This window comes from Lishizhenia sp. (genome assembly GCF_057456495.1).
Map to the genome: position 1 here is coordinate 14,767 of NZ_JBVCPV010000003.1, position 25,597 is coordinate 40,363.

At 37.7% G+C, this 25,597-nt stretch carries 17 protein-coding genes; 3 read left to right on the top strand and 14 right to left on the bottom strand.

The genetic code is table 11. The features are described 5' to 3' along the window. The first annotated feature begins 5 nt into the window (after positions 1–5). Positions 6–1,562, top strand: coding sequence for a hypothetical protein (locus AC22ZQ_RS00520; protein ID WP_318956617.1), 1,557 nt, complete (start codon positions 6–8; stop codon positions 1,560–1,562). 10 nt (positions 1,563–1,572) lie between these two features. On the opposite strand, the gene AC22ZQ_RS00525 is transcribed toward AC22ZQ_RS00520, so the two are convergent. The 8 genes from AC22ZQ_RS00525 to AC22ZQ_RS00560 all read right to left on the bottom strand — a co-directional run bounded on the left by AC22ZQ_RS00525 (position 1,573) and on the right by AC22ZQ_RS00560 (position 12,810). Beyond that, the gene (locus tag AC22ZQ_RS00525) at positions 1,573–1,995 is read right to left on the bottom strand and encodes a hypothetical protein (RefSeq protein ID WP_318956618.1); all 423 of its coding nucleotides are present in this window, start codon (positions 1,993–1,995) and stop codon (positions 1,573–1,575) included. Positions 1,996–2,221: 226 nt separating this feature from the next. Beyond that, positions 2,222–3,265: a thiamine-phosphate kinase gene (thiL, locus tag AC22ZQ_RS00530; protein ID WP_318956619.1), complete on the bottom strand. Its 1,044-nt coding sequence runs from the start codon at positions 3,263–3,265 to the stop codon at positions 2,222–2,224. A gap of 22 nt (positions 3,266–3,287) precedes the next feature. Further along, positions 3,288–5,084, bottom strand: a complete 1,797-nt coding sequence (gene lepA, locus AC22ZQ_RS00535) for a translation elongation factor 4 (protein ID WP_318956620.1) — start codon at positions 5,082–5,084, stop codon at positions 3,288–3,290. Positions 5,085–5,443: 359 nt separating this feature from the next. Next, positions 5,444–5,869: a hypothetical protein gene (locus AC22ZQ_RS00540; RefSeq protein WP_318956621.1), complete on the bottom strand. Its 426-nt coding sequence runs from the start codon at positions 5,867–5,869 to the stop codon at positions 5,444–5,446. A 111-nt stretch (positions 5,870–5,980) separates the two neighbouring features. Continuing rightward, complete coding sequence (locus AC22ZQ_RS00545) at positions 5,981–6,475, bottom strand: hypothetical protein (protein ID WP_318956622.1); 495 nt, start codon at positions 6,473–6,475, stop codon at positions 5,981–5,983. A 214-nt stretch (positions 6,476–6,689) separates the two neighbouring features. Continuing rightward, the gene (locus tag AC22ZQ_RS00550; protein ID WP_318956623.1) at positions 6,690–10,628 is read right to left on the bottom strand and encodes a T9SS type A sorting domain-containing protein; all 3,939 of its coding nucleotides are present in this window, start codon (positions 10,626–10,628) and stop codon (positions 6,690–6,692) included. A gap of 72 nt (positions 10,629–10,700) precedes the next feature. Then, on the bottom strand, positions 10,701–11,960 hold the full coding sequence (locus AC22ZQ_RS00555; protein WP_318956624.1) for a M28 family metallopeptidase: 1,260 nt from the start codon (positions 11,958–11,960) through the stop codon (positions 10,701–10,703). Continuing rightward, positions 11,953–12,810 (bottom strand): hypothetical protein, encoded by an 858-nt coding sequence (locus AC22ZQ_RS00560; RefSeq protein ID WP_318956625.1) that lies wholly within the window; start codon positions 12,808–12,810, stop codon positions 11,953–11,955. Before AC22ZQ_RS00560 ends, AC22ZQ_RS00555 begins: the two co-directional genes overlap by 8 nt. 289 nt (positions 12,811–13,099) lie before the next feature. Here AC22ZQ_RS00560 and alr point away from each other — a divergent pair, with 289 nt between their 5' ends. Continuing rightward, complete coding sequence (gene alr, locus AC22ZQ_RS00565) at positions 13,100–15,370, top strand: alanine racemase (RefSeq protein WP_318956626.1); 2,271 nt, start codon at positions 13,100–13,102, stop codon at positions 15,368–15,370. Between the two features lie 198 nt (positions 15,371–15,568). Beyond that, entirely contained in the window at positions 15,569–17,860 is a 2,292-nt protein-coding gene (locus tag AC22ZQ_RS00570; RefSeq protein ID WP_318956627.1) for a T9SS type B sorting domain-containing protein, read from the top strand. A 48-nt stretch (positions 17,861–17,908) separates the two neighbouring features. Here AC22ZQ_RS00570 and AC22ZQ_RS00575 read toward each other — a convergent pair whose 3' ends face one another. The 6 genes from AC22ZQ_RS00575 to AC22ZQ_RS00600 form a co-directional block, all read right to left on the bottom strand. Beyond that, positions 17,909–19,234, bottom strand: coding sequence for a PhoH family protein (locus AC22ZQ_RS00575; RefSeq protein ID WP_318956628.1), 1,326 nt, complete (start codon positions 19,232–19,234; stop codon positions 17,909–17,911). 127 nt (positions 19,235–19,361) lie between these two features. Continuing rightward, the gene (locus tag AC22ZQ_RS00580) at positions 19,362–20,951 is read right to left on the bottom strand and encodes a choice-of-anchor V domain-containing protein (protein ID WP_318956629.1); all 1,590 of its coding nucleotides are present in this window, start codon (positions 20,949–20,951) and stop codon (positions 19,362–19,364) included. 245 nt (positions 20,952–21,196) lie between these two features. Continuing rightward, a complete protein-coding gene (locus tag AC22ZQ_RS00585) occupies positions 21,197–22,027 on the bottom strand; it encodes an anti-sigma factor (protein WP_318956630.1) in 831 nt (276 codons plus the stop codon). Between the two features lie 170 nt (positions 22,028–22,197). Next, positions 22,198–23,202, bottom strand: coding sequence for a hypothetical protein (locus AC22ZQ_RS00590; protein WP_318956631.1), 1,005 nt, complete (start codon positions 23,200–23,202; stop codon positions 22,198–22,200). 237 nt (positions 23,203–23,439) lie between these two features. Beyond that, on the bottom strand, positions 23,440–24,996 hold the full coding sequence (gene amaB / locus AC22ZQ_RS00595) for an L-piperidine-6-carboxylate dehydrogenase (protein ID WP_318956632.1): 1,557 nt from the start codon (positions 24,994–24,996) through the stop codon (positions 23,440–23,442). Positions 24,997–25,391: 395 nt separating this feature from the next. Beyond that, positions 25,392–25,597: anti-sigma factor (locus AC22ZQ_RS00600; RefSeq protein ID WP_318956633.1), on the bottom strand; the 206-nt coding region annotated here is incomplete at its 5' end.

Sequence of the window (25,597 nt, forward strand, 5' to 3'; positions counted from 1 at the left end):
TTAATATGTCTAAAACTGCATCTAATAGTATACACGAACTTATCAAAAGCCTTTCTAAATCCGAAAAAAGATATTTCAAAATCATATCTAGTCGCCACACTATCGGAGAACAGAACAACTATATTACGCTTTTTGACTACATAGATTCTCAAGACGAATATGATGAAGCGGCTCTTTTTAAGCATTTTAAAGGAGAGACATTTCTGAATAAATTCTCTATTACTAAAAATCGATTGTACGAAGCCATCATGAAGGCGCTTGACGCTTACCACAGCTCTTCGTCTATAGACGCAAGTATTTACAGGTTATTACATGGGGCAGAAATACTCTATAAAAAGAGTTTGTACAAACACTGTAAAAAGCAGTTACTTAGTGCAGAACGCTTAGCCAAAAAACACGATAGATACGGACTTCTTGTTGAAATTAACAACAGGTATAAGAAACTAATTGAAACGGAGGGTTATCATAATATTGACTCGTCTGATCTGAATAAAACGCTGAAAGAAGACAGTGAATACCTCGATAAACTGAACCATTACTCACAGCTATGGAAATTAAAAAGTGAGCTCTTCCTCCTTTTAAATAACAAAGGTAAAGCAAGGTCAATTGAAGAATTACAACGTTATAATTTACTCACCCAGGAGTTAACTAAATCTTCCTCTAAGGAAGCACATTCTTTTGACTCAGATTACCTTACCCATCATATTTATAGCGCGTCTTATTTTGCTTCCAATGATTTAGAAAACTCCTTGATTCACCTCGATAAAATCATTGAGCAATACAAGGATAATCCAAGCAGAATTAAACAAGAACCAAACGTTTATTTCTCTGCGCTTTCGAACATTATATACATTGAAAGTAAGCTGGGGAATTACAAGAAGGCTATTGACTATTTAAAGGAGCTCAAAACCTTCCCGAAGGTTTACAAAATTGATTTAACACGCGATTTAGAAATTAAGCTCTTCAGCAGTGTGAATAGTATAGAGCTCACACTCTTGATTCATCAAGGGAAATTTGAAGAAGCTGTAGGACTTTCTGAAGGCATACAAAAAGGACTTGCTCTGTATGGGAATAAGATATCCCCTCTTCGAAAATCTCACCTTAGCTTTAAACTAGGCGTTGCTTATTTCAGCCTGGAACAATACCATACCGCTTTAGAGTGGATCAATTCCATCTTAAACAATGGAGAATTGGATCAAAAAGAAGACCTCAATGCTTTCGTTCAGATTGTCGATCTAATGATACATTTAGAGCTTAAACATCAAGACTTATTGCCTTATGCGATAAAGAACACTCAACGTTTCTTAAAATCGCGCAATAGAAGCTTTAAATTCGAAACAATCTTCCTGAAATATTTAAATAAGATTGCCAAGAGTACCGATAAATTTCAAGAACACCAACTCTTAGAAAAAGTACTCTTAGAGATCAAAGAAATTAAAAATGATGATTTTGAAAAGAGTGCTTTGGAGTATTTTGATTTTGAAAGTTGGATTATTTCTAAGTTAAAAAACAAACCGATGCCACAAATCAGAAAAGAAGTATACAATAAATTAATTGCATAAAAAAAGGGTGTTATTCAAACACCCCTAAAACTTCTCCTATAGCATTGAGTACTGTAATTTTAGTAAGCTCACTACCCGATATTTTCGTTTTGAAGGAACAATAGTATTCGCAATCATCTTTAAATACTACTTCCGTGCTGCTCTTTTTATGTGGTCCTTCCAAGGTAACACATCTTCCGTCAGCTGCAACTACCAATTGGTTGTCTTTACTTACATAGAAGTCAGCCGTCATTCCTGAAGAGAAATCTCCACCGTTCGCCATTGCTTTGTACTCAAAACTGTAAGTACCTTTGGCCTCTGTTACATCTCCTGCTGCTTCATTTGCACCCAAATCTTGTGTACAAACTTCTCCTTTACATCTATTTACCTTGTTACATTGCACAAATGAAAGTGCTAAAACGGCAGCTACTAATGTGATTTTAAGTGTTTTCATAAGCTTTAAATTCACCTTAAAAATAGAAGGAATCTGCATACCCTTTACCATAATCATAGAATATTTGATAAAACTCCGCATTAGCGGTAGTAATGGCACCCCGCAACCCGATTTAAATCGGGAGAGGAGTATAATGGATGACGCGACCCCGAGATCAACTCGGGGAAATGCCATAAAAAAAGCCCAACATAACTGTCGGGCCTCTCCTTTATTAAGCTTTTTAGAACTAGTCCTTCTTAAAGTGATTCCATCCTTGAGCTTTCAACTCAATAGTGGCTCCTTGCTTATCAATGAAATATGTTCCTGCATTTGCATCCGTCATGTGACCAATAACAGTCATATGTGGGTTTCCTTTAATTTTATCGTAATCTTCTTGAGCGACCGTAAACAACAACTCATAATCTTCTCCACCGTTTAAGGCTGCGGTTGCAGGATCTACATTAAAGTCAATCGCTGTAGTACTTACTTTTCCGTCAATAGGAATTTTCTCATCATACACATTACACCCTACTTTACTCGCCTTACACAAGTGCATAATCTCTGATGCTAAACCATCTGAAATATCTATCATAGAAGTTGGTTTCACCTCTAATTCTTCTAAGAATTTCACAACATCTTTACGCGCCTCAGGCTTCAATTGACGTTCTAATAAGTAATCAAAACCATCTAAATCAGGTTGAATATTAGGGTTCGCCTTGTAAACTTCTTTCTCTCTTTCCAAGACTTGAAGACCCATAAACGCGCCTCCTAAATCTCCACTTACCACCAAAAGATCATTCTCTTTTGCACCGTTTCTGTAGACCACTTTATCTTTGGCTACAGAACCTACAGCTGTGATGCTAATCATCAATCCCGAAAGAGAAGAAGTTGTATCTCCACCTACTAAATCCACGTTATACATTTCACATGCTGTGCGTATACCTGCATAAATTTCTTCCAAAGCTTCAGCAGGAAAGCGATTAGAAACCGCTAAACTCACTGTGATGTGCTCCGGTGTACCATTCATCGCGTAGATATCCGATAAGTTAACCACAACCGATTTATACCCCAAGTGTTTCAAAGGCATGTACATCATGTTAAAATGCACTCCTTCCACTAATGTATCGGTAGAAATAAGGGTATACTCCTTATCGTTTTTCTCCAATACTGCGGCATCGTCTCCCACACCGTAAACAGTTGATGTTTGAGTAGATTTAAAATCCTTCGTCAACTGGTCAATTAAACCAAACTCACCAAGCTTTTCTAACTCTGTTCTTTTTTCTTCACTCATTCTTCTTCTGTTTATATTGCGCTTAATCGTTCAATTTCAATACGGCTAAGAATGCTTCTTGAGGCACTTCAACCTTACCTACCTGACGCATACGTTTCTTACCTTGCTTTTGCTTTTCTAACAACTTACGCTTTCTTGAGATATCTCCCCCGTAACATTTCGCGGTAACATCTTTTCTCAAAGCTTTGATCGTTTCACGCGCAACTACTTTAGCACCAATTGCTGCCTGAATAGGAATCTCGAACTGCTGACGTGGAATTAATTCTTTCAACTTCAAACAGATTTTCTTACCTAAATCGAAAGCATTTGAACGGTGAACCAATGCAGATAAAGCATCCACTTGTTCGTGGTTCAATAAGATATCTAATTTGATCAAATCTGACTCTTTGTACCCAATTGGGAAGTAATCGAAAGAAGCATAACCTCTTGATACAGATTTTAACCTATCGTAGAAATCGAATACAATCTCCGCCAAGGGCATTTCAAATGTAATTTCAACTCTATCTTGTGTTAAGTAAACCTGGTTTTGTAATTCACCACGCTTCTCTATACAAAGGGTCATTACCTGACCAATATATTCTGATTTTGTAATTACCTGAGCTTTGATAAAAGGTTCTTCAATCCTATCCATTGCCGCTGGATCTGGCAATTCAGATGGATTATTTACGATAAACCTTTCCTCCGGGTTTTTCTTCATGTACGAGTAGTAAGATACGTTAGGAACAGTAGTAATTACTGTCATGTTAAACTCTCTTTCTAAACGTTCCTGGATAATTTCCATGTGCAACATTCCTAAGAATCCACAACGGAAACCGAAACCTAATGCTGCCGAAGATTCTGGTTCAAACACCAACGATGAATCATTCAATTGCAACTTCTCCATAGAGTAACGCAATTCTTCAAAATCATCTGTATCTACGGGGTAAATACCGGCGAATACCATGGGCTTCACATCTTCGAATCCTTTGATTGCTTTATCCGTAGGGTTCTCTAGTGAAGTAATAGTATCTCCTACTTTTACTTCATTGGCTGCTTTAATACCTGAAATGATGTAACCTACATCTCCTGTACCTACTTCTTTCTTAGGAGATAAATCCATTTTCAAAACTCCCACCTCATCTGCGATGTAGTTTTTACCTGTATTTACGAATTTAATTCTCTCTCCTTTTTTGATGCTACCATTCATGATACGGTAGTAAGCAATAATCCCTCTAAACGGATTAAATACTGAATCAAAAATCATGGCCTGTAATGGCGCATTAGGATCTCCTTTAGGCGCTTCAATTCTTTCGATAATTGCCTCTAAAATCTTGTCTACCCCTAAACCAGTTTTACCCGATGCAGGAATAACATCATCAGGATCACATCCTATCAATTCAACAATTTGATCTGTAACTTCTTCAGGTTGAGCACCTGGTAAATCCATCTTGTTTAGAATGGGAATGATTTCCAAATCGTGCTCTAAGGCCAAGTAAAGGTTAGAGATCGTTTGTGCCTCAATACCTTGAGATGCATCAACAATCAACAAGGCTCCTTCACATGCTGCGATAGAACGTGAAACCTCGTAAGAGAAATCTACGTGACCTGGAGTGTCTATAAGGTTCAAGACATAATCTTCTCCCTTATAGTTGTAATTCATTTGAATCGCGTGACTTTTGATGGTAATCCCTCTCTCACGCTCTAAATCCATATCATCTAGCGCCTGGTTTGTCATCTCTCTATCAGAGATTGTTCCAGTGGTTTGCAATAACCTATCGGCCAAAGTACTCTTACCGTGGTCAATGTGCGCGATAATACAAAAGTTACGTATATTCTTCATCCTCTATTTTTCAATAATAATGGGGGCGTTAAAATTTTTCCCCTTTAATTCCGGAGGGTGCAAAGCTTTTCAATTCGAATCAACTCCTACTTCCCTCTAAAACAAGCGTACAAAGATAATGAAAAGGGTGGTAAACTTAAATATTTTAAGGAATGAAATTGAGCAAACCACTTAAGTAATACAATTGCTGTACTTTCTTTGAAAATAAAGACTTCTAGACACCTCGAGGTAAAAGGTAATCATCTCCTCTTTTTTGTTGGTTTATTCTTGTGAATTAACTTTTCTTTACTCCAACTTTGTAAACAAAAAAGACCTCCTTAAACAAGGAGGTCTTCTCGGGTTTATTTGTAAAAGGCAACTTAGGATTTAAACAAATTCACAAAAGATTTCGTAGGATCTACATGTACTGCTTTAGGGAACTCAGCATGTAAAACCAACTGATTTTCGTGTCTTTGCTCTAAATCTTTCATTTTCTTTCTATTCAACAACACTACCGTAGAGCGTCCGTGATGATCGTGTTTATCTAAAATTGTAGTGTTATTAAAATCACATTGCCAATGCGTTTCTTTCATCTCTTCTTGGTAGGTAAATTCTAAGGTAGGTACACTGAAATATTCTAAATTATCAATGTTTTCAAAATCAAACACCATACGTATATGACCTGATTCAAAATGCAATTCTTCGTTACTTAGCCCTAAATCTGCCAGTGAAACTTTTTCCGTGGTTGGATTATTAAAATTTATCTTGATTTCTCCTTGGTTGATGTCAACTATTTCCATATCCATTTATTTCTTCGTTTTAATTCAGTACTAAGCAACTTGAATTACAAGAGATTACAAATGATAAATATCATCTTCAAAAATGATAATAGTTTTACCACTGAGGAGCACAACTTATCATCGGTAAACATCTTTAATGTAACTATCCAGCTTCCCCTTCTTTTTCGCTCTTAATAACTTCCTCATCACTTTACCTTTTTTGAGATGGTCTTCATTTTTCTCATACATGGACACACTCTTTTTCACCGCATAGCTAATGATCTTTAACTCATCTGCGTCTTCATGACCAAGGGCATATTCAACGAAAGCACCCATATAGGCAAACATCACTTCAAACTCCTTCATATCCACGAGTTCTGCATGTATAAAAACCGTAACATTTGGGGCTCCGTCCATCCATTTTACAAGAAAGCTCATGCATTCCAGTCTCTTTTCTCCATTCACATTTACAGGGTTATCATATAAATACGATACGCAACGCAGTACAAGATCTTCATACTTTTTATAGTCCTCTGCTACTTCTAGCTTTGGGTTCTCTGGTATACTTAAATTTTGAGCTTTAGATTGAACAGACAACACACTCAATAAGACAATTAGAAGGATGTTTTTCATAGGATTGGATTTAAAATTTAGACTTAATGTAGATATTTTAGATCAAGTATAGAAACAATAAAGGGTGGAACTCAAATTCCACCCTTTAACACTACTACTTATGAAACCTAACTCAACTCTTTTAAGCGTGTTAACGCTGTAAATTATATGCTTTAACTTACACCATGATAACGCAGTATTGAGCGGTTTCTTATTTTTTATTTCTAAACAAATGTTAAATATTTTCTAAATCTGGTTGACGCATGGTTATGAAAGCCTTCAATACCGTTTCGCCCACATCAGGAACCTCGATATGTACAATATAAGTACCCGAGGAAACAGGAATTCCCGCAGCATTGGTTAAGTTCCAATCTGTAAAAGTTAGTGGGTTATCCTTGCGAATTGAACGTACTAACCTACCCGAAGTATTGTAAATTCTGATGTTACATCTTTCCGGTAAATTTGTAAACTTCACACGCTTATCCAATTTATCAGCCTCATATTTTGAAAAGGCATAATACGGATTAGGCACTACATTTATTTGATCCAACACATTTGCCAATGCTGTTGTATTGTTCACTTCTGTTATAAAGTTACGTGTACTAAACCCGTAAAGAGGCAAACTGTTATTATCTCCGGTAGCTGTGTACTCTTCGTATTTTCTATTCACACGTAAACGCATGGTTGCTTCACTTTCCAACAAGGTATGTCCTTCATTCAATAAAGGATACATCACCCACATGATACTTCTATAGAAATTGGTAACCTTTGAACCTGAAGTATTACTGTAGTTCATATTTTCTTCAAAGGCAGACATATCTCCCGTATAATAACTTGCTCCATTGTTATACATGTCCGCAGAAAATACAAATACAGGATGCATCCCCCCTAATTTTGGAACTCCTAAATTCGTATATGTGGTACTTGTAGGGTTCCATAGCATGTCATTACCATTTTCACCTGCAAGGAAAGAATTCTCTCCAAAGGCCATGTTGAGTCGCTTACCTGTTTCTATTTCGATGGCATAACCAGGGAAATAACTAAATCCAGTAGACCCTGCAATTTCATTTCCATTCTCATCCAATGATGGACTATTTCTCAAGGCAAACGGCTGTCCTTGATTTTGATTCAAGCCTTGATCTCTACCCGTTTCAATAACTGGACATTTCGTCCACAAACTTTTATCGTCTGTAAAAATGATATCAACACTTTTTGTTCTCCCCACCTGCGTTGAGGCAAGTGCTCCAGAAATCGAATAATTCCCCACATCTCCAATAGGCATACCTTCAGCTTCTGATCCAACTAAACCGAAAGGAGCAACGATACCATCTAATAAATTCGTGTATGTTTTTTCCGGATCTATTCCTATGGCATCTGCGTAATTACATGGGTTGTTAATTCCTGCATTCGGGTTACAATCTGCAGCTGTTGGGGCATAAGTACCCGATCTTATCCAATTGTTTGGAGAGTAGCTGTCATTATCTTGTAATCCGATCAACCAATTCTTACTTGAATCTTTAAACGTTAAAGTGGCCTCTAACGGAGCTGTATATTTCACTTGTGCTGTGGCAAAAACATATGCAGTTTGCTCAAGACTAACAGACAGTCCCCATTCTGGCAACAATTGTTCGTTATAGACATCTATGCTTTTATTAGAAGAGATAGAGTCACCCGAATTTGTTTCAATAATCGTCCAATTACTTTGGTCTAAATCCCCGTTTTCATCTTCGTGGAAATACATCACAAAATCTCCTTCCTTAATATTTAAAGGATCAACTACTTTCACAGCCACAGGACCTCCATTACTTGCATAAGTTATTTTATCAACCTTGTTCTTTTTGAGAATTTCAGTTTTAGTTTCTGCACTTAGATCTAGCACACGACCACCATTCCCCATACCATCAATACGCGTAATTGGCAATTCAAATCCATATCCAACATTGGCAATAGTACCTCCCGCTTCTGGTGTAGGCAAGTGCGGTATACCTTCTACCACTCGCACCTCACCTATCGCTGATTTTCGAGACGCTATATAGGGTTTTTGTTGACCGTCTAAAGCGCTCGCATCATTTGGAGTATAAGTCTTGTAATTGTTATATGCATAAGCTATTGCCATATAGTAATAACGCTTAAAATTCACTAAAGACTTTGAAGCCCCAGCAGCAAACATATCTTCCTTTACGCTAAAACTGTGTCTAATTCCTTCATCAGCACCAACCACTTTCTCTGTCGGTACAGCTGCTAATAAATCATTGTCAAATTCAAAATTCACCAAACGTGAAACAGAATCTTTAATATCACATTGGAACACCAAACGTGCTTTATCTATATCTCCTAAGTCAGAAACGGAAACATCTTTCCCTGATAATTGATACACTTGATACCCTTGGAAACGGTAAACTTTATCCAAGGAATCAGCTCCTGCAATAAATGGATCTACCTCTCTATATCCCTCGTTGAAGTTGTTGGAATTAGTAGGGTTTTCTAATGTGAAGGCTAATTCATTCTCTAACTCTTGCACACTCATATCTGGGGCGTGTGGACCTTCAATTACCTTGAAACAGTTTTCAAATAATGCTTGTGCTTTGTCATCTGCCTTTTGCAAACTTACCACAGAAGCGAAAGGATCTGCCTGACCACTTCTCGCCCAAACAACTCCCATTGTAATGTTATTTACCGCTCCAGGCTTAAGCACGAAAGGTCCGGCACTTTGTGCAAATCGTCTATCATACGGCGGGTTACCGGCAGTTTGTTCTGTCCATTCTGGCTGTGGGTTACCACCAGTTCCCCATCCTAAAGGATCTGTATCTCCCGGGAACATAAAATCTGCCTCAACGTTAGGGTTTCCTCCACCACTTGAGTGACCATTTCCTCCATAAGTAAAACGAGTACCATCTTTCCAATACCCACTTAAGTAATTGTAATAATCTATAGCTGTTTGTGGATCAGTTGTATTTACATCTGCACCTCCTCCTAAATTGTTATAGTACAAGAATCTTCTCATTCCGAAACGCTCATTATCTATAATCGAATCGCCATATCCTATACCATTTAAAGCTTCGTTTGGACCGATACCAAATGCATTATCGATTCCATCATTATCTTGGTAAGGACCCTCGAAGAAATCCACACCAATAGCGGGAGGAGCATCTCCATACCCTAAGAAACCACTAACATCTGGATCAAAAGCATTACCGTTGTAGGCATACCCTAAACCTCTAGAAACATCACAACCTACGTAATCATCAAAAGGACCACCGAGTGCAACATCTATCATCAATCCAAAATAAGTATCGTAAAGCGTTTGCGTAGATCTATTGATTAACTCGTAGTTGTAAAAGGTCATATTATTTACCTCATCATTGGTTGAAAAAGAAAAGGCCTGCGCTCTAATCTCCATACCAATTGGATCACCTCCAGATTCAGTATGAATATTTCCTTTGTCATTCATCACCCACCAAAAGTTTTGATCTCCAAAGATGGTAACTGTTCTATCTGTTCTACAATCTATTGATTTATCCAAATCGTACCATGGATAATCTCCATCTTGCCAATCGTAATTACCATCTTCATTTCTATCGTAGAAAGGTGCCAAGTAATAATCTTGCCCTGCTTCAACATCACCATGTGCAGGCCATTCTTTAATAAACTTAGGCACTTCGTAATTCGGGTAAAGTGTGTTTTGCGTATTCGTACCGTTGGCTTGATCATTCAATCCTGCATTGTACCATGCACGAAATTCTCTTACCTCATCTTGAGAAGAAATAAAGTGTTTATCATACTCCTCACAAACGTCAGAATCTGTAGTTGCATTTCCTATCGTTAATGGTCCTGTCCAATAATCATTTCCATTACGGTAACGCAACGCTGCCAATTTTAACTGACCGTTTACGTCCTTCCCTCCTAGCCAAAGTGCAGAGGCAAAAAGCGCCATAATCCCACTATTTTTGGGCACTTCATAATGACTAAAGTTTTGACCATTTACTTGCCACAGGTTCCCTGCGGTATGCACCAATGCCGAAACATTGTTCAATTCTAAATAAGTAGAGGTATTTGCCGGCACACAAGTCGCCGCTTTCATTTCTAACACTTCTATCTCTGGTTCTTGCCCTAAATAAGGCTGGGCCACCAAATAGAGCGGAAATAAAATAAGTAATGTTATAGCATGTTTCATAATAGCAAATTTTGGGCTTCTTCTAAATGTATACCTAAACAATTAGAAGTCAACTCACTTCTGGTTGTAATCTTAGCGTAATTCTACAAATCTAATGAGCAATTTTGTAATATCTTCAAACTCATTAAAACTCAATTCTTCGTAGGTATCAAAAACGTCATGATAATGTTTATTCGGTCCCATGGTGTATATAAAGAAACTTGGAACCCCTTCTAAACTAAAGAAGTAATGATCTGAATTTTGGGTTGGACCTCTTTTCTTAATACGAGTTAAATATCCATGTTCATTGTTGATGGCTACTAAACTTTCATAAGCTTTAGTATGGACCGTTCCATTTACCACAGTAATTCCTTCTTCACCAGACCCCATAATATCTAGGTTGAGTAAGAATTTAATTTTTTTCAATTTCAGCTGGGGATGTTTTACAAAATACTCGGACCCAACCAGACCAGCTTCCTCTCCGCCAAAAGCAATAAAAACAATATTATAATCTGCAGGGTTCTCTTTGAAATACTTGGCCATAGTTATCAGCATAGCCGTTCCCGAGGCGTTATCGTTAGCCCCTGGAAAATACGTATCAGCTCCCATTCTCCCCAAATGATCATAATGACCGGTAAAAACTATGGTCTTTTTCGTCTTCTTTTTTGCTTTTACTTGCCCAATTACATTGTACGCTGTATAGTTTTTAATTAGCTCGGCATCTACATTTACACGAAGGGTTTGACCTTCCTGATAAACACTATCCTGCAGGGTAATGACAATATTGTTGTATTGTTTCCTACCCACAGACCACGTGAATTTTTGGTGCGTTAAAATCACCACGGGTGCATAGGCTGAGAGTCCTGTTAAATTCGCTCTAATTTCTCGTTCTCTTCTGGCTGAAAGACCTCTTGTATCAATGAGAAAAGCATTTTTCTCTTCCTTTTGTACCTGTTCAAAAATATCTTGAAGTTGAATTTGACTTTTAAGAATATTGGTATCGATAACAGCCGGAACAAGTTGTCCGTCAAAACTAGGCGAATGGGCATCCACCATAAAATGTTTCCCCGGAATCAATTGTTTTTCACCATAACTTACTGCCATTGAACTCGGAAAGGTATTCACCTGTAAATTAAAAGCCTGTAAGAAAGACGAATCGAGTGGTTCAAGACCAATCTTCTCAAATTCACCAGCGATGTAATGCGCCGCTTTTACGTCCCCTTGGTTAACGTAACCTCTTCCATGAAATTCAGGTTTACACAAATCTTGGGTTATACGTCTTGCCTCATCAAGCTGAGACCAAGCGAGGGAACCCAAAAATAAAGTAGCAATAAGTAAGATGAAATTACGCATATCTTCTTTCAACTTTTTTCACAAAATCCGTCACCACTTCATTGTCTAAATCCCAATTCATCGAAACGGCAACTTCGCTTAATTGCTGTTTAGCAGTTGCGTAAGAATCAAGGTTATCTAGTGTATTTAAGGTAGATTCAAATTTATCCTTATTCCCTTCGAATAATTCGTTGATACACTGCAATCTATCATTCAACCCAAAAGCTTCTTTCAATGAAGCAATCTTTGTAGCACCAAATTTAGAGGCTAAAGAATTGTCTTCGTTACTGTTAAACCTATCGTAAAAACTCCCTTGATTATGCACAGGGTTATTCAAAGTATTGATGGGTTCGGGTTGTGTTATAGTAACTTTTGTAATCTCCTTTTTAGGCGCTTCCTCCTTAGGAGCTTCTGGTTCTGGAGCCACTTCTTTTGGCGCCTGAGCAACAGGTTTTGAATTTTGTCCTAATGATTCTTCTACCTTCTCTTCAGCAGGTGCTTCATCAAAATTCAAACTCAAGTTTGCTTTCTCCTCTTCGATTTCCTCAGTGGGTGTAGAAAAGTCAAACATCATTCCTTCTGACGCACTCGGTGCTTCTTTTTCTATGACCTGAGTAGTTTCAGCTTCTGTTTTTTCTACTTCCTGCTTACTTTCTTCAACAACTTCTTTTTCTACTGGAGTATTCACAACTTTACCTTGCGCTTCATACACCTTTTGTTCCAAAGCTTTGTAGCGCAAAATCAAACATCTTTCGTGGAATTCTCTTGACAACTGAACGAGTTCTTCCATTTCCAATTGGTTCAATTTTCCATTTTGCAATTGCTCTGTTAAAGCATTTAATCTCTGAAGTATTTCTTGTTGTGTATCCACGGTTTTAATTTTCAAGTTTAACATCGTTCATTCCCAGTGAGCTAAAGAAAGTTTACACCCACTTTTTAAGAGTACCCAAATTTAACTATTATGTTTTCAACTTTAGAAGAGATTGAAGGGAGTTTTAAAAGAAGAATGTTAATCATTTCACACAAAATGTATTCCTAAGTCATTTTCGAATGTTGCTTACTTCTTAAAATAAAGGAGTTAATGACTTATCTTTCCGTATTTTTACACCCAAATCCTTCGTATAGAGGGAGTACTTCTTATAAAAACGTAGAAATTGAACTTGAATTATACATACGCAGACTTAGCAGACCTACTTTACGCCCAAGAAACACCTCAAATAGACGGAGGAATAAAGGGGATTGCTTACGACACAAGAAGAATTTACGGTGCTGATGACTTGGCCTTTTTTGCTCTTCACACAACAAAAGACAATGGTCATGTATATATTCAAGATGCTTACGATAAAGGAGTTAGATGCTTTGTAGTTCAAGAAGATGTAGATCTTCCTCATGATGCTTGTGTTCTTAAAGTTGAAGACACTTTGGAGGCCTTGCAAACATTAGCAAAAAAACACCGAGAGCAATTTTCTTATCCGGTTATCGCTATTACCGGAAGTTATGGTAAAACCATGGCCAAAGAATGGTTGTATTCGCTTTTGAAGGATGATTACCAAATCATTCGAAGTCCAAAAAGCTACAATTCGCAACTCGGCGTTGCTTTGAGTTTGTTAGAAATGAGTCACGAACATAACCTCGCCATTATTGAGGTTGGAATTTCTGAACCTGGAGAAATGGAGATTTTGGAAGACATTGTAGATCCAACTTTAGGTATATTCACAGGAATTGGTGCTGCTCATCAAGAAAACTTTGAATCAGAAAAACAGCATGTAAAGGAAAAATTAAAACTATTCAAGCATGCCAATTTTGTATTTGCTCAAGAAGAATACGCTTCTCCTTTCAGACGTTCTAAAATAAACGTTGAATACCCGAGTCAACCTGCAAAAGCATTAGCCGCAATGGCTGCAACTCCCTTCAAAGCTACCCTTGAAAACTGTATAGAATGTGCATTATTCTTAGGACGACAACCTGAAGATATGGAGCCCCTCGTGAAACAACTACCAACGGTAGCTTCTCGAATGGAAATATTAGTAGGGAAGAATGACAACCTATTAATCAATGATACTTACTCGTTGGACCTACATGCGCTGGAACAAGCTTTAAACTACCTTTTATCCATTAAGGAAAAAAAGCAAAAAATAGCTGTGATTGACCTTACTCTTTCATCAAAAGATGAACAAGAAAAAGTTGTTGCTTTTATGGATAACTTCCCCTTGGATGAAGTATATTTTCTGAAGGATGAAATAATTCCTGAAGCTTTAGACAATATAAAAAATGCCGCCATTTTATTCAAAGCAAAAAGAAGGAGTTTCATCAAAAAAGAAATTGAAAATTTTAAGGAAAAGAAGCACGACACTTGGTTAGAAATAGATCAATCAGCTATACTAGAAAACATTCAACTTTTCAGAAGCAAACTCAACAATAACACGCAATTATTGTGCATGGTGAAAGCATCTTCTTATGGATCTGGCGATGTAAAAATGGCACATCTTTTAGAAAGTGCCGGTGTTGATTATCTAGGTGTTGCCTATGCCGATGAAGGTGTTGATTTGCGTAAAGCAGGAATTCAAAGTCCGATTATGGTCATGAATACTTCCGAAAGCGCTTTTCAAGAAATTATTAAACACGACCTAGAACCTGCAATTTTTGACTTACCTCAACTGGAGGCATTTATAAGAAGTTTGATTCGATTCAAGAAAACGAATTTCCCCATTCATATTAAGGTAGAAACAGGAATGAATCGCCTAGGTTTCTCTGAAGAAGATTTAGAGGGATTGTTTGAACTTCTTCAGGCACAACCCGAGGTCACTGTAAAATCTGTATACTCTCACTTGGCTAGTTCAGATGACGCTGCAAGTTCATTTACACATAAACAAGCGAAACGATTTGCCCAATACAAGGATATTTTCGATCATAAATTAGGAGCAAACATCCACTATCATTTATTGAATTCATCGGGCATACTCAATTTCCCAGAATACCAATATTCCATGGTAAGATTAGGGATAGGAATGTATGGATATATTCCACATCAAAATGGATTAAAACCCAGCTTATCTTGGTATACTCGCATTTCTCAAATCAAAGAAATAGAGGCCGGAGAAACCGTAGGTTACAATCAAAGTTTTACAGCCAATAAAAAGATGCATATAGCAACACTTCCGATTGGTTATTCTGATGGCTTACGCAGAGTTTTAGGCCATGGGAAGGGTGAGTTTTTCTTAGCAGGAAAAAAAGTTCATACACTTGGAAACATTTGTATGGATATGTGTATGATAGATGTGACAGATATAACCTGTAAAAAGGGAGACCTCGTGGAAATCATCGGTGATAATAATGACATTTTCGACTTAGCAAAAGCCAGTGAAACCATTGTTTATGAATTGATGACAGGTATTTCAAAGCGCGTAGAAAGGGTCTACTTACAGCATTAAATAACATCTAACCATATAAATTAACACCTTGTTAATTGGCAAAGTATGAATTGTCTCTACTTTGTCCGCGCGCCCAGAAAGCCCTAAAACGGACTTTCAGCGAGAACAACCTCTCAGCATTCTTCACGTCTTACTTATACATACCCGGCATTGTTACTAATAAATCCGTAACTTTAACATAGAATGCTTTTACAAACTATGAAAACTTTCTTCTATATAAGCTCGTGCCTTTTAATGTTGATTCCTCAACTTGTTTTGGGGCAATGTAGTCCTGCCATTCAGAATTTTTCTTTAGGAAACGATACTGTTTTATGTAGTTCACCTTATTCGATTAATGCGGGAGGGAATTTCCAAACTTATGAATGGAACAATGGTACAACCAACGATTATCTTATCGCATACTCTACTGGCACCTATTCTGTAACCGTAATGGAAACCAATGGAAATTTAATTGTCAATGGTGATTTCGAATCTGGTGTTACTGGTTTTAATACAGACTACAACACAGCTTCAGGAGGTCCATGGGGCCCTTTGTCTAATGAAGGAGAATACATGATTTCAACTTCGCCATCTTTAACACACAACAACTTCCTTAACTGCGGTGATCATACAACGGGAACTGGAAATATGTTTATTGTGAACGGATCAAGTGTTCCGAATAGCAATGTATGGTGTCAAACCGTAAATAATATAACCCCGAATACAGATTATGCTTTTTCTTGTTGGGCGATGAACGTATTGAACAGCACCAATGTCAGTAACCTTCAATTTTTCATTAACGGTGTACAAATCGGGTCAGTATTTAATACCAACACCACTGGTTGTATTTGGCAACAATTTACAGACACGTGGAACTCTGGAAATGCTACGACCGCAACACTCTGTATAACCAATCAAAACACTTCTGTAGGTGGTAATGATTTTGCTTTGGACGATATCGTTTTTGGTCCGATTTGCTATGCCACAGATAGTATCAATATTACATTTGAAAATTATCAACAAACACTCACTGGAGTTGACCCGCTTTGTGCAGGAACAGCCACCGGAGAAATTCATGTAGATAATCCTGGAGCAACAGAGTATAGTTTTGATAATGGACTTACCTATCAAGCAGATTCATTCATGTTAAATTTACCAGCAGGAATGTATGATGTATGTTCACGTTCTGCTGCAGGGTGTGAATATTGTGGAAACATATTGATTTCAGACCCTCCACCGGTAGGCGTTACTGTATCGAATGACACTACAATTTGTGAAAACGGTACAGCTACAATTAATGCGGTTGGTTCCAACGGTACATCTTTTATTTATCATTGGGATTTCACAACTGATCAAGGCCCCCAACAGGTTGTAACTCCAGGTGTAGCTAGTAATTACAAAGTTGCGGCAGAAAATCAAAACGGATGTATTTCTGACACGCAAGAATACCAACTGAGTTATTATCCTCCTCTAGATGGTATTATTTCACCTGACACCCTAATTTGCCCGGATGACATTGCAACTCTTATGGCTGGTGCTAACGGTGGAATTGGTGGTCCATATGACTTTACTTGGTCTTCAGGAACCACTGATACTCAAAATAATTTTAGTTCTGAAAATGTGAGTCCGCCCGCCACAACTTCGTATGATGTAACTATCTCTGATGCTTGTGAAAGTACTCCGATCACATTTTCAACTACAGTAAATGTTTCACCACTTCCACAACCTGGGTTTACAGCCTTGGAAATAGAGCAATGTGAACCTGCAATTTTCGAACTTACTTCCACTTCTGACCCTACATTAACGCAAAACATTGAATGGTGGATAAGTAATAATGAATACCATCCTTCGGGAAATTCTATTACAACGGATACTTATATGGAGGGGGTATATGATGTAACCATGAGTATAACAACCCCCATTGGCTGTGTAATAGAACAAACCTTTACAGATACACTTGTTGTACACCCTCTTCCCTTTGCCGATTTTGACTATGGTCCAAAACCTATATACATGTTTTCGCCAACCGTAGATTTCACAAATCATTCTACAGATGCAGTTAGTTACGAATGGACGTTCTTTGGGGGGGATCCCGGAACGAGTCAAAATACAGAATTAACCGTAGATTATCCGGAAGGACAGGAAGGTGAATATCAAGTTCAATTGGTAGCTATTTCCAGTTTTGGATGTAGAGACACCTTGGTAAAACCTGTTAAAATAGAGCCTGAAATTCTTATTTATGCTCCCAATAGTTTTACACCAGACGATGATGAATTCAACCCAACATGGCGTGTATTCATGGAAGGAATAGATGTTTACTCTTTTGAATTAGTCATATACAACAGATGGGGAGAAGTTGTTTTTAAAAGTCAAGACATCAACGAAGCTTGGGATGGTACCTACAACGGGCAAACTGTTAAAGATGGCACCTATATGTGGAAATTAAATGTGCGAGAACTAAACACAGATAAACGTTTAGAATATCACGGAAGTATTAACGTATTGAGATAAAAAAAGGCCTCATTGTATTGAGGCCTTTTCAGTATTAATATATCGCTTTTATAGCAATTCATTGGCCAGGTTGGCTAAATCAGATCTTTCACCTTTTTCTAGTTTGATATGAGCAAAGAGCTTTTGACCCTTCACCTTATCAATCAAGTAAGCTAATCCATTAGAATGCTCATCCAAATAAGGTGTATCAATTTGACGTACATCTCCTGTAAAGATTATTTTGGTTCCTTCTCCAGCACGTGTAATAATCGTTTTCACCTCATGCGGTGTAAGGTTTTGAGCTTCATCAATAATGAAAATAATGTTACTCAAACTCCTTCCACGTATAAACGCCAATGGTGTAATTAGTATCTTGCCTTCCTCTTGCATTTCAACAATAGCCCTGTGCTTGCGCTCATTTTCACCAAATTGATTTTTAATGAACTTAAGGTTATCCCACAAGGGCTCCATGTACGGGGATATTTTATCATTGGCATCTCCGGGTAAGAAACCGATATCCTTGTTGGACAGCGGCACCAGTGGTCTGGCCAAGATAATTTGCTGATATTTCTTGTGTTGTTCCAGCGCTGAAGCAAGAGCCAATAGCGTTTTACCTGTACCAGCTACACCTTGAAGAACAACCAATTTAATTTCTGGATTCATCAAAGCATTGATGGCAAAAGCTTGTTCCGCATTCTTAGGTTTAATACCATACGTAAACCCCTTCTCTACTCTTTCTACCTCATTACTTATGGGATTATAATACGCCAATGCAGAAGACTTCCCATTGTTTAAAATATAGTATCCATTTGCATATTTCTGTGCCCCCAACAATCCATTCTCCTCTATTTTCCCTTTTTGAAATAGTTCTCGAATAATGTCAGACTCCACATGATTTATGGTTACTAAACTCGATTTATCCAACTGAACATCATCCACCTTTCCGGTCTCGTAATCTTCGGATGTAATCCCCAAAGCTTTGGACTTAATTCTCAGATTAATGTCTTTGGTAACTAACACTACCTCCTTTTGTTCGGATAATTTCAAACAAAGTGCAGCGTTAATGATTTTGTGGTCATTTTTCCCTTCCGCATAAATTTTTTCAGCGTCCAAACCGTCGGGATGATTTTCCAAGACTATTTTGAAATTTCCCTTTCCTCTTCCAAGGGGAATCCATTCCATTAAAGACCCTGATTTTCCCGATAATTTATCGATAAAGCGAATAACCTCTCTGGCACAAAAGTTTTTAGTATCATTCCCTACTTTGAATTTATCCAATTCTTCGAGAACAGTAATAGGTATGGCTACATCATTTTTTACAAAACTGGTGATTGCATTAAAATCATGAAGCAAAACAGAAGTGTCAAGAACGTAAATTTTTGATTTCTTTGCCATATGAGTAGTTTCCTCTCAATTTACAAAAGAATTCAACGTATTTTACTTCTTGACACTTCCATTAATCAACACGTTGCTAACAAAATGTTGATATCTCTCTTTTATAGTCTATTACGACTTCAAGCAATTATTCTTTTAAAAGACGCTTAACAAATTGATAATCTCCACCTTCCACTTGAAGAAAGTATACTCCTTTGTCTAAATCCGTTAAACTTAAAGTTAACTGACCTGAAGTAGCATTTTTTTCTACATCCATCATCAATTGACCTTGTGCGTTATAAATTTTAACCGTCACCGTTTCATCTGCAAACAATCCATCGATTTGAAGCTCATTATTGAATGGGTTAGGATAAACATTCACATTGTTAGCTGCTTTATCCTCAACACCAACATTCGTAAATACTTCACAAGCAGTTTCGTATGTACAATCGGGACCAAAAAGACGAACACCAAAGTTTCCATTGTAAGGAACCTGGAATAGTTGATTTCCGCTATTGTCGAACACTTGTCCGTTATCACAATCGAAAAACTCAAATGATGTTGCAGTTGTTGCTTGAATTTCAATCGACGCCCCATCTACAGCCAAGGTTGTTCCATAATCTTCATGTGTTATAATATAATTTACAACACTATCACATCCGGTTGTCGCACTCAACACTTCTGTATAAGTTCCAGGATCTTTTTCATAAACCCCATCAACAAGCACAGAGTCACCCTGACAAATTGTTGTGTCTATATCAAACCCAACTTGAGGAAGAACGGTCATGTTCGTATTCACAACACTATCACAACCATTTACAGCAGTTAAAGCATCTGTATAAACTCCTGCTATCGTTTGCCAATCCCCTTCCAAGAATAAAGAATCTCCAAAACAAACATCTACATCCACATCAGTAACATAACTTTGATTGATTACTACAGTATTATCTATAGTACCTCCACTGTAAGTATATGTAATTACATAGGTTCCAGGTAGAGAGCTTGTCATATCAATTTCTCCTGTTGTGGCGTTTACCGTAATATCACTTGAGTTAGCACTAAAAGTACCTGATGAAGTTCCTGTTTTTAATGGAGTTGTTGCTGTTGCACTCGTACAGTAATCTGCGGCATAAGTAACTGTAACAGGTACTTGCTCTGGAAAAACTAACGAAGAAGCTGCTCCTGGAGCATCACCAGAAGAACCACCATTGTTATTTACGGCATTCGCATTATAGTAAAAAGTAACATTTCCAGAATTCGCTGGTGGAGCCGTCCAAAACACCTCAAAAGAACCTGAAGAACTCGCCCCATCATGTTCTAGATATGCTCTTGCTGCTAATGATGACAATTGGGTATTTGCCGTTAAAAAGCTTCCAAAAGTTCCTGCATTTTGGTTAAACGGCATACGTGTTGCCACCATTTGAAATCCAAAGTGACTGTAACTCGGATTACTTACCTGAACTGATATTTTATACTGTGTTCCTCCGACATATTCGGTAACAATATTATTTGTAGCAGCTTCTCGAATTGTAATAGAAGTTGTGGTAGCACTGCTCACTGATCCATGACATGAACTACAAGACCCATTAGAAAGAGGTCCCCCCGTCTTATCATGTCCAGAATGCGCTGGTCCCGCCGAGTACTTAAAACCAGAGGTAGCTGGGTAAGCACTCATTAAACAAACGCCAAGTGTAGCCAGGACAAATCCAAAAGCTAATACATTGTAAATTTTTTTCATATTTCTAGTTATTAATTTGCACGTATACCTATAGACGCAAGATTTGTCAAAAGGTTAAAAAAAAGGGTAAAACAATTTGAATTACCCTTCATTTGGAAATTAATTTCCTCACGAAATAACAGTTTTTAATTTTTCTAGAATCATCAGTCAAAACACGCGATCTTCTATAGATCACCACGGTGAAGGAACCCGACCATCATTTTTCTGATCTATATGCAATTTAATAAATTTCTTTGCATCAAATACTATGTTTTTATTTCTCCTAAAACAACCATTTCTTCCAAGGTAGGATTAACACTACCTCCTAGTGGCTCCAATGTAATGGCAAATGCTTGTAGATCTAAACCTTCCTCCAAATCCAGATTGATTCTGTCACTCAACACTAATTGTTTATCCATTACACCTAAATCTAAAGGTTTACCATCCACGATAGCCCACAATTGATATTGTTTTTCTGAGGCAGGTTTTGGAAGTTTATCCGACTTTACAATGTACTCCTGAAGTGAAGGATTGTAAAACAATTTCACCCGTGCCTCAGGATATTTGGCTGTTCCGTTCAAACGGATTAGTGAGGTAGATTCATCCAACACGAAGTCTGTATAATTCCTTTCATACCTCAGAGAATCTCTCAATTCTAAAACTGCTTGTTTATATTTTTCTTGTTGAGCGATTAACTTTTCTTGTTCCGTTTTAAACGCTAGTTCTACATCCTTTTTTTGAGTCCCTTCTAGATAGTGGTTCACACCAAACCCAAAAATTAAAGCTATAGAAGCTGCCCATAAAATGGTAGCCAGAGACCTCGTTTTATCCTTGGTCTGGAAATTCACCTGCGCATTCAATTTCTCTTGAGGAAGCTGACGAATTGCCGCCATTACCTTTGCTTTAATCTCAGCCGGCGGACGTGTTGAAAGTGTACGAACATAGGCAGCTAACGCCTCTTCCATACTTTCTTTTTCACGCTTGATTTCTGGATATAAAGCACACATTCTTTCCACCTCTAACTTATCCTCAACACCTAAAGCGCCGAAAACATAGTTTTCTAACTTTCCCGATAATATGTATTCTTTACTTTTCAATTTCTTCTTAAGGTTTACTTGTAAAATACATACGTAGCCAACTGAGCTTTAGATTTTTAAGAACTAAATTTTTATTAAAAAAACACAAGTAAATCCAGTACAATTTCAAAGACAAAAAAAAGAGGTGCAAGCCTATGCTCACACCCCTTTTTAGGTTAGTTGTAAAAATCTTATCTAGCGAACTGACCTAAGATCACGTAGGTTGTTGGATCTGTTGTCGTAATTGCTTGTAATGGATCGTGTACTACGAAGAACCCTTCGTATGTCGTTGTTAAATCTGCAATAGATAAAGTACTTTGTTGCGACGCTGCAACCATTCCTCCGTTACCCGTAGCCATTAAAGTACATACATTTGCATTTGGCGTTTCGTTGTATGGAGTTCCATTTGGTGTCATTGTTGGATCAGCAAAATCATGTGAGTGGATCATGTACATCTCACCGTCAATCGTATTGTCTAACATTACAGTAACTCTTGTAGCACCACTTCCTAATTCTTGTAATTTAATTGTTGCTCCTAAGTTACTTGCGTGTGTTCCTCCGTAAGCAAAACTTGCATCCACTTGCCCTGTATTAAAATCGTAATTAAACATTTCAGAAGTCAAAGTGTAAGCTGCTTGTGCTCTAGCAAAGGTTCCTAATACTAAGTACGTCGTTAAATCTGTTGTACTGATGTTTTGTAAAGGATCGTGTACTACAAAGAATCCTTCGTAAGAAGTTGTAATTGCATCGAAAGACATATCTACTGTTTGCGAAACTGATACTGAAGATCCGTTACCTGTTACCATTTGGGTAAATACCGCTGCATTCGGTGTTTCATTGTAAGGTGTTCCGTTTGGCGTAGTTGAAGGATCTGCTGCATCATGAGCATGAATCATGTACATTTCTCCATCCACAGTATTCTCTAAAGTAACGGTGATTTTTGCAGTGTTATCTCCGGTTTCTTCAACCATCATAGACGCAGTTAAGTTGTCCATGTGCGTTCCTGCATATGCAGTTCCTGAAACTAATTGACCATTGTTAAAGTTGTAGTCATACGTTTCACTTTTCATTTCCGTTGGGGTGTCTGGGGTATCATCAGGAGTATCGTCCATATCGTCTTTTTTACAAGAGGTGGCTCCCAACATTAATCCTATTGCCAAGGTTGGCAAAACATAGTGCTTAAATAATTTCATCATTTCAAATTTTAGTGTTCGGTGATATCTACGCACCTGTTTAAGTTCTGGATTTTTTAACCTAATATTTTTTTCATAATATTCCATCAACCCCTTATAAACGTTGATAAAAGAGTTCAAAAATTATCTAAAACGACCTGCCAATTATCAAGAATGACATCCCCTAAAAAAACATTGATTCAACAAAAAAGGGAGAGATCTTATGACCCCTCCCTTCTTTGGTGTTTAGTATATGATATCTTACAAATCGAACTTGATACCTTGTGCCAATGGCAACTCTTTGGTATAGTTAATTGTATTTGTTTGTCTTCTCATGTAAACTTTCCAAGCATCAGATCCAGACTCACGTCCACCACCTGTTTCTTTTTCACCTCCAAAGGCTCCACCGATTTCAGCTCCTGATGTTCCAATATTTACATTGGCAATACCACAGTCAGACCCTCCGTATGATAAGAAACGTTCTGCTTCTCTTAAATCAGTTGTCATGATAGCAGAAGACAATCCTTGTTTCACGCCATTCTGAATATCGATTGCATTTTCAACCTCTCCTTCGTACTTCAATAAGTATAAGATAGGTGCAAAAGTTTCGTGCTGTACAATCTCGTAGTGATTTTCAGCTTCAGCAATTGCTGGTGCAACGTAACATCCAGATTCGTATCCTTCTCCTGTTAATGTACCTCCTTCAACAATCAACTTACCACCTTCTGCTACAACTTTTTCTCTCGCCGCGTTAAACATATCCACCGCGTCTTTATCGATTAATGGTCCAACGTGGTTGTTCTCATCTAATGGATTACCAATACGTAATTGCTTGTATGCATTTACAATTACATCTTTCACCTTATCGTAGATATCCGCATGGATAATCAGTCTTCTTGTAGAAGTACAACGTTGTCCACATGTACCTACCGCTCCAAATACAGCTCCTGGAACTACCACGTTCAAGTCTGCATTTGGTGTAATAATCATGGCGTTGTTACCTCCTAATTCTAATAATGATTTTCCAAGACGTCTTCCAACTGCCTCAGAAACAGATTTACCCATACGTGTAGATCCTGTAGCACTTACTAAAGGAATACGCGTATCGTCTGCCATTAATTTTCCTAAATCAGCCCCTCCTATTAATAAAGAAGAAACTCCCTCTGGAACGTCATTATCTGTAAATACTTCTTCTGTAATTTTTTGACAAGCAATAGAAGTCAACGGAGTTTTCTCAGATGGCTTCCAAACACATGCATCACCACAAACCCATGCCAAGGCTGTATTCCAACTCCATACGGCTACTGGGAAGTTAAACGCAGAAATAATTCCTACAACTCCTAGTGGATGGTATTGTTCGTACATTCTATGACCTGGTCTTTCAGAGTGCATTGTTAAACCGTGTAATTGACGCGATAAACCTACGGCGAAATCACAGATATCTATCATTTCCTGTACTTCTCCCAATCCCTCTTGGTAAGATTTCCCCATTTCGTAAGAAACCAATTTACCCAAAGGCTCTTTGTAATCACGTAATTTATTACTCAACTGTCTCACTACTTCACCTCTCTGTGGTGCAGGAACTTTTCTCCATTCCTTAAATGCAGCTTGAGCTTTTTCAACAACTTTATCGTAATCTTCTGCAGTAGCCATTGTAACATCACCTAAGTGCTTACCATCTACTGGAGAATATGATTTTAAAACTTCACCTTTTGTCTGTAACCAAACGCTTCCTGTTGAAGCGCCTAAATTTGTTTTTTCTAGTCCTAATTCATCAAGTACTTCTTGTATATCAAATCCTGTTATTACTTCTGACATGTATGTATTTTTAAATTTTAAACAAATATAATTAAAAGTGTTGATTTTCATCAACAGCAATAGGCTTTCTTGTAGATTCGTTGTGCGACAACAAAAATGCGTGCCTTTAAGGTAGGAAATTGAGAAGATCTCAGACTTGTTTCTTCGTAAAATCTGTGTGAATTGGATTTGATATTGGCTCCCTTTTAAGCACACCTCGGTTCTATATTAAATAGATTACTTTCTAGCAGTGCTTAAAATCGGGTGCTTTGCTCTACTCCTCGGTCCAAAATATTTTCAAAGAAAAAGCCCGTCTCAGCTTCTATTGTCGCTGTGCGGGCTTTCTTTTCAATATCTTTTGTTCCTGTGGGGTACGCTGTCGCCCCCTGGGAGAATTTACTTCTTAAAATGGAAATTTAACCTTTCACGTTACCTATTACGTACAACTGCGAGAGATCCGGAGTAGGTTTACCACCTTCATCTTCTAGCGTAATGGCAAAAGTTTGCAGTTCATTCACCCCTATTTTACGCGTTGGAGTTACCGCGAATTCTTTGTCTAACACACCCAAATCTACTGGAACTCCATCTGCCAAAGCCCACAATTGGTACTGTTTACCTTCAG